This window comes from Burkholderia sp. S-53, assembly GCF_025560745.1.
GTDB lineage: Bacteria > Pseudomonadota > Gammaproteobacteria > Burkholderiales > Burkholderiaceae > Burkholderia > Burkholderia pyrrocinia.
On record NZ_CP090483.1, the window covers coordinates 1,650,164 to 1,662,692 of the forward strand.

Sequence of the window (12,529 nt, forward strand, 5' to 3'; positions counted from 1 at the left end):
CACGGTACCGATCCGCGGCGAAACAGCCATCGTCCTTTTCGACTAGGGAGGAATGCGGGTTGCCGGTGCGGCCTTGCTGCGTCGACAAGTACGATCGACGCCGACGGCGAGGTAAGATCGGCGTCATGGCTGTATGGATCAAAACACTTGGCCATCACGGGGAAGCGTCATGGATCTGAAGGAAGTCGACGTATTGGGGACGAGTGCGGGCGATCACTGGTACTACGCGTCGAAGGCGGGCGCGATCCGTCGGTTCCTGGGCGCGTCGGGTGCGAACCGGATACTCGACGTCGGTGCAGGCTCCGGTTTCTTCTCGAAGCATTTGCTCGAACGCACGCAGGCGACGGAAGCGTGGTGCGTCGATACGAGCTACGCCGACGATACCGATGAGGAGACGGCCGGCAAGCCCATCCACTTTCGGCGGTCCGTCGAGCGATTCGATGCCGATCTCGTTCTGCTGATGGACGTGCTCGAGCATGTCGACGACGATGTCGGACTGCTGGCGCAGTACGTGAAGGGGGCGCCTCCGGGCAGCCGGTTCCTGATCACGGTTCCCGCGTTCCAGTTCCTCTGGAGCGGCCACGACGATTTTCTCGAGCACAAGCGCAGGTATACGCTCGGCAGTCTCGAGGAGGTGGTTCGTCGTGCTGGGCTCGACGTCGAGCGCGGCGCCTATTACTTCGGCTTCACGTTTCCGCTCGCGGCAGCGCTGCGGCTGGGCGAGCGGGTGCGTCGGCATCCGCGCGAGCCGGCGTCGCAATTGCGCCGGCATCATCCGTTCGTCAACGGCATGCTCAAGACGATCTGTCGCGTCGAGTTGCCGATGTTCCGGTTCAACCGCGTTGCCGGCCTGACAGTCATCTGCGTTGCGCGCAAGCGGTGAATGCGAGGCGGATGCCGCGTGGCCGGGGCGCGGGTCGCGCCGGCATGGGCGTCGCCACCCGAATCTGCGCGGCCACGCCAAAAAATTTCACAAGAACATTCACAAAATGCATGCGACCCGATTCTCAATCGGAACAGTGTCTGTTATACTTTTCTTCTTTCGGGGCGTAGCGCAGCCTGGTAGCGTACCTGCATGGGGTGCAGGTGGTCGGAGGTTCAAATCCTCTCGCCCCGACCAGACAAGAACCCGCGTCGGCTTAGGCTGACGCGGGTTTTTTCTTGCCGGTCGCTTTTTTGCACATCGCGGCGCGGCCCCGGTAAAATGCAAGGTTGATCCACGGAAAGCGCCGTGATTTAGCGGAAGAGGATTCCCCGAACATGACTGATCTTCGTCTTACCATGCGGTTCGCTGCAGTGCTCGCCACCGGCGCGCTCGTCGCCGGTTGCGGTACGTCGTCGCCCACGAAAGTGGACTACAAGAGCGATTCGAAATCGAAGGAAGCGTCGCTCGCAGTGCCGCCCAACATGCTCGACGAGACGGCCGATCAGCGTTCGCTGCCGCCCCAGGGCGGCGCGACTTCCCTGTCTGCGCTTCAGCAGGTCCAGCAGACGGCGCCTGCGCTGGACACCGTCGCTCCGGCCGTAGCCGGCATGCATATCCAGCGCGACGGCACCGAAAGCTGGCTCGTGATCGACGGCAAGCAGCCGGCCGACATCTGGCCGCAGGTGCGTCGTTTCTGGCAGGAGCAGGGTTTCCTGCTCGTCGTCGACCAGCGCGACAAGGGCGTGATGGAAACCGACTGGAACGAAACCCATCCGCAGATCAACGACGGCCTGATCCGCAGCGTGATCTCGAAGGCGATGGGCAACTCGTACGTGACGGCCGAGCGCAACAAGTACCGCACGCGACTCGACTCGGCGCCGAACGGCGGCACCTACGTGTTCATCAGCCAGAAGGGGATGCGCGAGGCGATCACCGGCTCGAACAACGATTCGAGCAAGTGGGAAGCGAAGCCGAACGATCCGGCGCTCGAGACCGAATACCTGAAGCGGCTGATGGCCGTGCTCGCGCAGAACGAGCAGCGTGCGAAGAACGGCGAGCCGCCGATCGCAAACATCAAGGACAACACGGCCCCGAAGGACAAGAAGGCCGACACCGACGCGTCGAAGGCTGCCGCCGCCGCGATCGCCGCGCAAAACGTGTCGCGCACGTCCGCGCAGGGCAACGATGCGGCCGACGCGGCCGTACCGTCCGAAGTCACGCTCGGCGAGCCGTACGACCGGTCGTGGCTGCACGTCGGTCTCGCGCTCGATCGGGCGAACTTCACGGTCGACGATCGCGATCGCTCGAAGGGTCTGTATTTCGTGCGCTATGTCGACCCGAAGGATCTGAGTTCGGCCGAGCAGGGCTTCTGGAGCCAGCTGTTCCACGGCAAGAAGGAAAAGCAGGCGAAGCAGTACCGTGTCAACGTGAAGGCGCTCACGGCGGACCAGACGCGCGTCGCGGTCGTCGACGATTCGGGCGCGATCGACTCATCGTCGCCGGCTCGCCAGATCATGGGGCTGCTCGTGAACCAGCTCCGCTGATCCCGACGTTTCGCCGTATCAGTGAAAAGCCCGCCATTCGGCGGGCTTTTTTCATGGCCGCTCGCCTGCGAGCGAGCTTGCGCACGCATGTGCGAAAGGTTCCGTCCCTCCTCGTGACGTTACGTAACATCCGTGCGTTACGGCGGCAAAACACGTGTCACATCGTCGCGGATTGAAAAATTGTCCTTTTAAATCAACGGAATGATCGGCGTCCAATGCTTGGCACGCAACCTGCTTTATATGTTGGAATGGTTGGAGCAGGGAGGCTGGCGTCAGATACCGGGTGTGCGCCGTGAGCGCCGATCAACGGTATCGACGTCTCAAATGCCGGCGCGGCAAGCGCCGGCGCAACTGATGACGATCCGCACCAGCGTGCGGATCCCGATGGCCCCGTCGCCTATCCTCGTAGGGCGACGGTTTCGCCCGCGCTTCTCTGAAGCGCGGGCTATTTTTTTGGGGCCGTCGAACAGCGTCGCATCGGCGCGGCCGATGCGCGATGCGTGATTCGCGTATTCTCGGACTTTTCTGGATGAAGGAGTCGGGAACGGCGGAAATTGCAGTCGTGGCGCTGATCGTCGCGAAGCCGGGCGCCGAGGAAAAGCTGCGCACCATGCTTGAAGGGATCGTCGAGCCGACGCGCAGCGAAGCCGGTGCGTTGCAGTACGACCTGCACCGGGATCTGAAGGAACCCGCGCGGTTCGTATTCGTCGAGCGCTGGGAGAGCGAGGAGGCGCTGGCCGCCCATGCGCGTTCCGCGCACATTCTCGCTTATCGAGAAGCGGCCGAGTACTGGATCGAAAGTTCCGAAATCCGCGTGCTGTCGAAGCTCGTCTGAGCCGGGTGGGGCGACCGGACGTGTCCGGTCGCAGCGGTGCGTCAGTGCGACGTGCCGGGTACGTCGAGGATCAGGATGATCGTCCAGTCGGCGTCGCCGTCGTGATGATACTGGCGCTCGGCAACGATGAACGGTTGCTGCTTGCCTTGCGGGCCGAGGAAAAGCACGTCGCCCTCCATCGGCAGGCATTCGATCGGCGGCAGCGCGAGAAACGCGTCGGCCGAGCCGCGGGGCATCAGTTGCTTGATCTGGCGAGTGGCGGCTTCGGTCCACTCGATGTCGAGTTGAATGTTGCTCATGCTGTCCTCCGCACCGGGGTGCGCACGGGTGGAAAATTTCGGTGCGCGACTTTAGCACAGCGCGCAGGCGCCGCAACCAAAAAAGCCGAACCCGGTTGCCCGGATTCGGCTTTTTTGCTTGTGCGGTGCCGCCGAACTTACTGGCTGGCAGCGTCGGCCTTGGCAGCCTTCTTGCCGGCCTTCTTCGCAGCAGCCTTGTGGTGAGCAGCCTTCTTGCCGTGATGCTCTTCGTGCATCGCCGGCTGAGCGGCTTCGGCCGCTTGCTGCTGCTGCAGCGCCTGTGCGCGCTGCTCGATCTCGGAGATCTTGGCCGGATCGGTAATGGTCTTGATTTCCGTGCTCTCTTGCGCATACGCTGCGCCAGTCAGCGCCGACATCGCTACCAGGATAGCCAGGGACGTCTTCTTCATTGCTTTACCTCCGCTAAGTGGTGATGAACCCGAATGTTGCCGTTTTGTCTGGCGACTGCAAACGAGTGCGTGTCGAGTGTAACAAAAGTGACGGATCAATGTGCACCGGATCTTGGCGCAACGCAAGGCCGCGTTGAAGTCGCGCAACACTTCGCGCGTTTCGTCACGCGCCTGCCATCCTGGGGGGGCACTGCCATTCCGCTCCCGTTTCCACGCAGCCGTCAGAACCACCCGAGCCATCGGTAGATGTGGAATTGCGCGATACCGACCAGTTCGTGCAGCGCCTGCTCGGCGTTGACCACATTGCGCCAGCGCGGCAGCCAGCCCGTTTGCGCGCGCCGGCGATTCGCATAAACGGGCTGCGGATCGATGCCGAATCGATGGAAATCAAGCAGGGCGCGGCGCATCTGATAGGACGAGGTGACGAGAATGCGCGTGTCGTCATACTGTGGGCGTAGTATAGACGCAGTGAATTTCGCGTTTTCGTAGGTTGTGCGGCTGTTCGGTTCGAGAACGAGGTCGCCAGGGGCAACGCCTTCCGCGACGAGCCGGCGTCCATATACGGCCGCCTCGGTTTCACCGTGATGCTGCGGGTCGCCGCCTGACATCACCACGGTGCAGCGGTCGGCCTGCTGCTGGCACACGTGATAGAGCGCCGCAACCTTGTGGATGCGCGCGATGCCGTCGGGCGGCGGCTGCAGCCCGGAGTTGGTGCGATGCGTGCCGGCGCCGATGAGAATCAGCGTGGTCCGCCCATGCATGTCCGGGTGCTCGACCGGCACGACGCCGGCCTCGGTCCACGCGATCAGCGGCGCGGCGAGCCAGCCTGTCGCGAGCAGCCAGAACACCGCAACAGCGGCGATCGAGATGAATCGTCGCCACTTGCGGCAGAGCATGAAACAGATGAAGAGAAGTACAAATGAATCGAACAGAATCAATTTGATTGGGGTATGGTGTCTTTTTATGGACGGCTGACGATCCGGCCCTGAAGCGACGCCGAACGTCGGCCTCCAGAATCGGTGGCGGTATCGGCGGGCGGAGACCCTGCCCGGCGCGCCGCTTCGCATTGTCGCTGCACTTTAAGAAAGAATCGAGATGGCCACGTATTCCAACGAAGCGGTGCTCGACGCATTGAGACGAGTGCAGTACCGCCAGGTACCGTGGGCACGCCGCCCGGGCGTGTTCGAGTATCTCCGTTCGCTCGGGCTGATGGACACGGTCAGGCAGAAGACCGTTGCCCCCGCGCCGGGTTTCCACGCACCGGTGGACATCGCAGTGCTGACCGACAGCGGTCGAGCCGAATTTTCGCGCCTCGAGCGCGACGAGAAATTACTTTCCTGGACTGATCGCCGCATGGACGACTACGCATTGAGCGAAGCGAGTGCCGTGGCGATTCTCGAAAGCCGCCTGTAGCGGCGGGCCATCCCGCCTGGTGGGTCGCCGCGCGAGCCGGCGATGCCAAAAAAAAGCCCGTATCGCGAGGATACGGGCGTACCGGATACTTTTGCTGTTGCCACGCTGTGCTCATGGCAACGATGTGACTCGCCGCATGCGGCGCAGTTCCCGAAAGCCGGCATTTTCTTTGACGAAATCCAGAAATCCGCAGGACTACGGATGACGCGGCATGTCGGTCGGCTGCGAGCCGATGCGCGCACGCGCATTGCTGGCGATGTCGCCGCGCAGGTCGCCGCGCGGCACGGTCTGCCGGCCGGACTGGGCGGCAGACGGCGGCTGGCGGACGGTATTGCCGTGATCCTGCTGGCGATGGGGCGGTTTCGTGCGATCGTCGGCGTGAGCTGGAGCGGTCAGCGCCACGGAAATGACAATGCCGCATGCGACGAGCAGTGACATTGGTTTCATGGCGGGGGCTCCCTTCAAGCCGTCGATGCGGCCTGTTGATATATCGCTAAGGTAAGCGCGGGAGTGCAGGCTTGCTGTAAATATTGGTAAATAGATGTATCGCGGCACGACAGCGGTAATCGACGGCAACGCAGGCGTCGCGAAAAGATCGCGTCGCGAAAAGAAACCGGGCGGCCGAAGCCGCCCGATCGAGCATTCGTTACGCCATCTTGACGGGCGCGCGCCAGGATTCCGGATTGGTCCAGAAGGCGCCGCGCAACCGGTCGCGGCTCGGCGGTGCGGGCGGCTTCGCGGCGCTCGCGCCGATGCGTCCGCGCAGCGAGATCTGCCGGCCGCTCGTGCCGAGTCGCTTCACGATTTCGGCGAGCGTGCCGTCCGCCTGCCATTCGTCGAAGCGACGGCGGCAGGTCGGCGGTGACGGATAGCGGCCCGGCAGCTTCGACCAGCCTTCACCCGTCGACAGCACCCACAACACGGCGTTCACCACCGAGCGGGCTTCCACGCGGGGACGGCCGCGCCGCTCACTCCGTGCGGGTTCCGAGCAAAACAGACCCTCGACCAGCGCCCACTCGTTATCTCTCAAATCGTCGAACAGCATCATGTCCTCACCTCAGCGAAGCTAACTCCGGTGCGCTGCCCTGCGCCGCGCACTCTTCAAGCACTCGATCGTCGAGTGCCGGGTGGGGGCGTCCGGTTGGCCGGCAGCGGCGTTTTTGCCTTTCCATCCGACGAAACCTGCGCCCTGTGCGACAGGTAACGCACGAAGCGTGCCATGTCGGAGGCGAATCCCTCGAGAGCCGCTTGGCAGCGAGCTAACGGCTAAGTCAGCTAGGGGCGTATAAGACGCCAAAATAACCCGCCAGCAAATCGGGACAATCACCAATCTTGTGCAGTTCGCCCGCGCTACGTGCGTTTGCGTGTGTATTGCACCGCAGCGAAACATGTGCGGCCAGTGCCGGATTCGCGCATCGAAGCCGGATTCACGCATTAAAATTACGAATCGATATCAACGATTGATGAGGTCCGGGGATGAACGTCACGCTGCGCCAGCTTCGCGTATTCATCGAGGTCGCGCGGCTCAAGAGCTTCAGTCGCGCGGGTGACGAAATCGGGCTCACGCAGTCCGCGGTCAGCCGCTGCGTGCGCGAGCTCGAGGCCGAGCTCGGGCTGAAGCTGATCGACCGCACGACGCGCGACGTGCAACTGACCGATGTCGGCGCGAACCTGATCGCAAGCGTGTCGCGTCTGATCGACGATCTCGACGACACGCTGCGCGAGATTCGCGAGATCGGCGAGCAGCGCCGCGGGCGCGTGATCGTCGCGGCGAGCCCGACGATCGCGTGCCGGCTGATGCCGCGCGTGGTGGCATCGTGCGAGCGCCAGTTTCCGTTCGTGACGCTCGGCCTGCGAGACGACGTGCAGAGCGACGTGCTGCGCAAGGTGAAGTCGAGCGAAGTCGATTTCGGCGTCGTGATCGGGCCGCTGACGGTCGCCGATCTCGTGTGCGAGCCGCTGATGACCGATTCGTTCTGCCTCGTCGCGCGTGCCGACCATCCGCTCGCGGCGCGTGCGGAGGTGCCGTGGACCGCGCTGGACGGCGAGCGACTCGTGCTCCTCGATCATGCGTCGGGCAGCCGGCCGCTGATCGATGCCGCGCTGGCCGCCCACCACGTCAACGCGACGGTCATGCAGGAGCTCGGGCATTCGGCGACCGTATTCGGGCTCGTCGAGGCCGGCGTCGGCGTGAGCGTGCAGCCGTGGCTGTCGTTGCCGCTGCCGGCCGGCTCGTCACTCGTCGCGCGGCCGCTTACGCCGCGTACCGAGCGTACTGTCGAGCTGGTGCGACGCCGCGACAGGTCGTTGTCGCCTGCGGCGCAGGCGATCTGGGAACTGGTGCGGCAGATGCCGGCGAGGGCGGAAGACCTCGACTGACGCGCGCGGACGTGCGACAGCCCGGCTTGCGGGCCGGTACACTACGCGGATCGTGTTCCTCGACGGTGGTGCTCGATGGCGCATTCCTCGGATTTTTCCCTGACGAACGGCGAGCCGGCGGCGCGCGCCGCGGTGCACGCGCTGCGGCCGTCGCTGATCCGGGAGGTGGCGAACGCCGGCTTCGGCGTGCCGGACATGCTGCCGTTCTGGTTCGGCGAGTCGGACCGCGTGACACCGGATTTCATCCGCGATGCCGCAGCGGCGGCGCTGCGCGATGGCGCGACCTTCTACACGCACAACCTCGGCACTGCGCCGCTGCGCGACGCGATTGCAGCCTACGTGAGCGCGCGTCACGGTGCGACGGCGGCCGACACGGTGGCCGTGACGAGTTCGGGCGTGAACGCGCTGATGCTGGCCGCGCAGATGCTGGTCGGCCCGGGCGAGCGCGTCGTTGCGGTCACGCCGCTCTGGCCGAATCTCGTCGAGATTCCGAAAATCCTCGGCGCACAGGTCGAATGCGTGCCGCTCGATTATGGCGACGCGGGCTGGCGGCTCGACGTCGATCGGCTGCTCGCCGCGCTGACGCCCGATACGCGGATGCTGCTGGTCAACTCGCCGAACAATCCGACCGGCTGGACGATGTCGCGCGACGATCAGCAGGCCGTGCTGGCCCATTGCCGCCGTCACGGCATCTGGCTGGTAGCCGACGAGGTGTACGAGCGACTCGCATTCGGCGAGGGTGGCGCGCCGTCGTTCCTCGATATCGCGTCGCGAGACGAGCGCGTCGTTGTCGTGAATTCGTTCTCGAAGGCTTGGGCGATGACGGGCTGGCGGCTGGGGTGGCTCGTTGCGCCGGCATCGGTGATGGGCGACCTGTCGAAGCTCGTCGAATACAACACGTCGTGCGCGCCGGGCTTCGTGCAGGCCGCGGGCGAAGTCGCGCTGCGCGACGGCGAGCCGTTCGTGCGGTCGTTCGTCGCGGCGCTGCGCGACGCGCGCGATCACCTGGTCGCCGCGCTGCGGACGCTGCCGGGCGTCGAGGTGCCGCCCCCGCCGGGCGCGATGTACCTGTTCCTGCGATTGCCGGGCGCGGCCGACAGTCTCGCGTTCTGCAAGACGCTGGTACGCGATGCGGGGCTCGGGCTTGCGCCCGGACGGGCATTCGGCCCGGAGGGCGAGGGATTCGTGCGCTGGTGCTACGCATGCGATCCGGCGCGACTCGACGCGGGCGTCGAGCGGCTGCGCCGGTTTCTCGCGCACGACGCGGCCGCCCGTTGAAGCGGGGCCGGAGCGGGCGGGGCGGACTGGCGGCGAGCCAATCTGCTCATCTTTACGCACCGGGCAATTTTGCGTAATATGGCGCTCAGTCACGCGGTTCCGTCGTTGAGCCGTGCTGTTCCGTCCGGTTTGGGCCTGGCCTGAAGTTGGTTCGCCGCCCCCGGTTCGTGCTCCCATCAATATGACCGATCAGAATCGGGCGAGCGCGTCTTCCGTTCCTTTCGTCTGTTTGTTGATCCGGTTCGTTTGACCACAGGGTCTGGCCTAGCTGCATGAATACCCAAGAGGCGAAGATCGTCCTCGAGACTGCTTTGATCTGTGCGCAGGAACCGCTGAAGCTCGGCGATTTGCGCAAGCTCTTTGCCGACGGCGTGTCGGCTGACACGGTCCGCACGTTGCTCGAAGATCTGAAACAGGATTGGTCCGGCCGCGGCGTCGAACTGGTGGCGCTGGCGACCGGATGGCGCTTCCAGAGCAAGCCGGCGATGCGTCATTATCTGGACCGCCTGCATCCCGAGAAGCCGCCGAAATATTCGCGCGCGGTGCTCGAAACGCTCGCGATCATCGCGTACCGGCAGCCCGTCACGCGCGGCGACATCGAAGAGATTCGCGGTGTCACGGTCAATACGCAGGTGGTCAAGCAGCTCGAGGATCGCAGCTGGATCGAGGTGATCGGTCATCGTGACGTGCCGGGGCGTCCGGCGCTGTATGCGACGACCAAGCAGTTCCTCGACGATCTCGGCCTGAAGGCGCTCGACGACCTGCCTGCGCTCGAAGAGCCGGCCGCGAACATCGAGGCCGCGCTGCTTGCGCAGCAGGCAATGGACTTCGACGGTGATGTACCGGTTGCCGACGACGCGCCGCTGGCCGGCGACGCAGCGGCTGACGTGTCGCAGGTGCACGCGGATGAAGCATCCGCCGGATTGCCGGGCGATGCCGCGTCGATGCAGGAAATACCGAACCGCGCTACGCTCGATGGTGATCTCGGGCACGTGGAACAAACGGAACAGGTTGGTGCCGAAGCAGTGCCGACCCATGTGCAGCCCGAGCCGCTGCGCGCGGATTGGAGCGAGGAAGATCGCAAACCGGCCGCCGAAGTGGCTGCCGGAGACGGAGCGGAAGCGGCCGGCGACATGCCCGGCGAGGCAGGCCAGGCCGACGCCTCCCGTCCCGCGGACGGCGAGATGCTGGACGACACGTCCGACAGTCTTGCCGATGCCGTACGAAGCGCCAGTGCGCCCATCGGCGCCGACGCGCTGCCGGACGACGAAGCAGAACCCGAACAGCGTCGCGCCTGAACGCGGCCAACTTCTTGCCGCGCCCGCGCCGGGCGCGAGACCTGACATTTTGAGGTTGTTTTGACAGATATCCACGATATTGAATCGTCCGCGCCTGCCGTGCAGGCAGCGCGTGCCGACGATGCGCCGGAGCAGGATGCTTCGGCCGAGGGCGGCGACGAGCGTCCCCGCCGCGGTCTGCGGCGAGGCCCGCGCAGCCTGATCGCGCGGCGTCGCGCGGCGGCCAAGTCGAAGGGCGCCGAAGGCGAGTCGCAGGGCGGCGAAGGCGCGGACGCGCAGCCGGCCGAGGCCGCCGAAGCGCAGCCCGCGCGCGCGCCGCGCAAGGAAGGTGCGGCCAAGGGCGGCCGCAAGCCGGCCGGCAAGCGCGAAGGCGCGGCCAAGGGCGCTCAGGGTGCGCAGGGCGGCCAGGGCCGCCGCGGCGCCGCGCCGAAGGCTGAAGGTGGTGCGCCGAAGGCGGAAGGCGATGCGTCCCAGGACGAACTGTTCGCGTACGTGACGTCCCCCGCATTCGACGCGGACAACTCCGCTGGCGGCAGCGGCGTGCGTGCGCCGATGCTGCGCCGCGGCCGCAGCCAGCCGGCGAACAAGCGCGTGCTGTCGCCGGACGACGACGCACCGAAGCTGCACAAGGTGCTGGCGGAAGCGGGCATGGGCTCGCGCCGCGAAATGGAAGAGCTGATCGTGGCCGGCCGCGTGTCGGTGAACGGCGAGCCCGCGCACATCGGCCAGCGCATCATGCCGACCGACCAGGTGCGGATCAACGGCAAGCCGGTCAAGCGCAAGCTGCCGAACAAGCCGCCGCGCGTGCTGCTGTACCACAAGCCGACGGGCGAAATCGTCAGTCACGCGGATCCGGAAGGCCGTCCGTCGGTATTCGATCGCCTGCCGCCGATGAAGACGGCGAAATGGCTTGCGGTGGGTCGCCTCGACTTCAATACCGAAGGCCTGCTGATGCTGACGACGTCGGGCGACCTCGCGAACCGTTTCATGCATCCGCGCTACAGCGTCGAGCGCGAGTACGCGGTGCGGGTGGTCGGCGAGCTCACCGAAGGCAACCGGCAGAAGCTGCTGCACGGCGTCGAGCTGGACGACGGCCCCGCCAATTTCCTGCGCATCCGCGACGGCGGTGGCGAAGGCACGAATCACTGGTATCACGTCGCGCTGGCCGAAGGCCGTAACCGTGAAGTGCGCCGGATGTTCGAGGCGGCCGGCCTGATGGTGAGCCGACTGATCCGTACGCGTCACGGCCCGATCCCGCTGCCGCGCGGCCTGAAGCGCGGCCGCTGGGAGGAGCTCGACGATGCGCAGGTGCGCAAGCTGATGGCGACCGTCGGCCTGAAGGCGCCGTCCGAGGAGAAGGGCAAGCGCGGCGGTGCCGGCCAGGCCGAGCGTCGCCAGCCCGATCCGATGCAGACGTCGATGGGCTTCATCAGCCGCGAGCCGGTGCTGACGACGCACGGGCAGCTCGACCAGCCGCGCCGCGGCGGTGGCCGTCGCGGCGGGCCGGGTCTGCCTGGCCTGAGCGGCTACGGCAGCCTGCCGGTCGCACCGTCGGGCTACGGTAACCGTGCCGGCGGCGGCCGCGATGGCAACCGCTCGGGCGGCGGCCGTGATGTCGACGGCAACCGCGCGTCGTACGGCGCAGGCCCCAAGCGCGAAGGCGCAGGTGCAGGCGGCAAGCGTGGCGGCAGCAAGGGCGGCAATCGCAATCCGAACGGCAATCGTCCCGAAGGCGCCGGTAGCGGCGGCGGTCAGCGCGGCGGCCAGCGTCCGCAGCGCAGTCGCACGCGCAGCCGCTGAAGCGTGACGGCATGCGGCGGCGCAAAGCCGCCGGCGTGCCGGCAGAATCGGTATGAGTCCGGTTTTGTCGGCACGACACGTTGCGTTTTTTGATTTCGACTGTATATATGCCGCGTGCCGCCAGATGGCGGCCGGCATGGCCGATCTCCGGCGCGGCAGGATTGCGCCGGTTGATCCGGCAGCCCGATTTCGCATTTTCGGTCCGTAAAAGCAGCCGATGCGCCGCTTTTACCGGCTGGCTTGGCGTTTGCGCCAAAAATCGCTATAATCGCGGAGTCGCTGGGCGTACGGATTCAATGTGCGGCTCAGGTGCGACCACCAGTAAGAGAAGATGGGCGTTCCGCCCAT

Annotated in this window: 12 protein-coding genes, 1 tRNA gene and 1 pseudogene; 9 read left to right on the plus strand and 5 right to left on the minus strand. The window is 65.6% G+C overall.

The genetic code is table 11. The features are described 5' to 3' along the window. Positions 1-169 precede the first annotated feature (169 nt). From LXM88_RS12605 to LXM88_RS12620, 4 genes are all read left to right on the plus strand, one after another. The gene (locus LXM88_RS12605) at positions 170-883 is read left to right on the plus strand and encodes a class I SAM-dependent methyltransferase (RefSeq protein ID WP_262542639.1); all 714 of its coding nucleotides are present in this window, start codon (positions 170-172) and stop codon (positions 881-883) included. Between the two features lie 160 nt (positions 884-1,043). Next, positions 1,044-1,120: transfer RNA gene (locus LXM88_RS12610), tRNA-Pro, on the plus strand. A gap of 140 nt (positions 1,121-1,260) precedes the next feature. Further along, positions 1,261-2,469 carry an outer membrane protein assembly factor BamC gene (bamC, locus tag LXM88_RS12615; RefSeq protein ID WP_262542640.1) on the plus strand — a complete coding sequence of 403 codons (1,209 nt, stop codon included), beginning with the start codon at positions 1,261-1,263 and terminating at the stop codon, positions 2,467-2,469. Between the two features lie 529 nt (positions 2,470-2,998). Then, positions 2,999-3,304 carry a putative quinol monooxygenase gene (locus LXM88_RS12620; protein WP_262542641.1) on the plus strand — a complete coding sequence of 102 codons (306 nt, stop codon included), beginning with the start codon at positions 2,999-3,001 and terminating at the stop codon, positions 3,302-3,304. 41 nt (positions 3,305-3,345) lie between these two features. Here the strand turns inward: LXM88_RS12620 and LXM88_RS12625 are convergent, their stop codons facing one another. The 3 genes from LXM88_RS12625 to LXM88_RS12635 form a co-directional block, all read right to left on the minus strand. After that, positions 3,346-3,603 (minus strand): hypothetical protein, encoded by a 258-nt coding sequence (locus LXM88_RS12625; RefSeq protein ID WP_034184019.1) that lies wholly within the window; start codon positions 3,601-3,603, stop codon positions 3,346-3,348. A gap of 137 nt (positions 3,604-3,740) precedes the next feature. After that, positions 3,741-4,013, minus strand: a complete 273-nt coding sequence (locus LXM88_RS12630; RefSeq protein WP_262542642.1) for a hypothetical protein — start codon at positions 4,011-4,013, stop codon at positions 3,741-3,743. 221 nt (positions 4,014-4,234) lie between these two features. Continuing rightward, entirely contained in the window at positions 4,235-4,951 is a 717-nt protein-coding gene (locus LXM88_RS12635; protein WP_262542643.1) for a YdcF family protein, read from the minus strand. A gap of 157 nt (positions 4,952-5,108) precedes the next feature. On the opposite strand from LXM88_RS12635, the gene LXM88_RS12640 reads away from it, so the two are divergent. Continuing rightward, on the plus strand, positions 5,109-5,426 hold the full coding sequence (locus LXM88_RS12640; protein ID WP_006495354.1) for a hypothetical protein: 318 nt from the start codon (positions 5,109-5,111) through the stop codon (positions 5,424-5,426). A gap of 195 nt (positions 5,427-5,621) precedes the next feature. Here the strand turns inward: LXM88_RS12640 and LXM88_RS12645 are convergent, their stop codons facing one another. Further along, positions 5,622-5,873, minus strand: a complete 252-nt coding sequence (locus tag LXM88_RS12645; protein ID WP_262542644.1) for a hypothetical protein — start codon at positions 5,871-5,873, stop codon at positions 5,622-5,624. 202 nt (positions 5,874-6,075) lie between these two features. Continuing rightward, positions 6,076-6,471: pseudogene (locus LXM88_RS12650) on the minus strand (transposase); the annotation flags it as partial. 431 nt (positions 6,472-6,902) lie between these two features. Between LXM88_RS12650 and LXM88_RS12655 the strand changes: the two are divergent. The 4 genes from LXM88_RS12655 to rluB all read left to right on the plus strand — a co-directional run bounded on the left by LXM88_RS12655 (position 6,903) and on the right by rluB (position 12,181). After that, positions 6,903-7,805 carry a LysR family transcriptional regulator gene (locus LXM88_RS12655; protein ID WP_262542646.1) on the plus strand — a complete coding sequence of 301 codons (903 nt, stop codon included), beginning with the start codon at positions 6,903-6,905 and terminating at the stop codon, positions 7,803-7,805. Positions 7,806-7,880: 75 nt separating this feature from the next. Beyond that, the gene (locus LXM88_RS12660) at positions 7,881-9,083 is read left to right on the plus strand and encodes a pyridoxal phosphate-dependent aminotransferase (protein WP_262542647.1); all 1,203 of its coding nucleotides are present in this window, start codon (positions 7,881-7,883) and stop codon (positions 9,081-9,083) included. A gap of 272 nt (positions 9,084-9,355) precedes the next feature. Further along, a complete protein-coding gene (scpB, locus tag LXM88_RS12665) occupies positions 9,356-10,381 on the plus strand; it encodes an SMC-Scp complex subunit ScpB (RefSeq protein ID WP_262542648.1) in 1,026 nt (341 codons plus the stop codon). A gap of 60 nt (positions 10,382-10,441) precedes the next feature. Next, entirely contained in the window at positions 10,442-12,181 is a 1,740-nt protein-coding gene (gene rluB, locus LXM88_RS12670) for a 23S rRNA pseudouridine(2605) synthase RluB (protein ID WP_262542649.1), read from the plus strand. Positions 12,182-12,529: the final 348 nt, after the last annotated feature.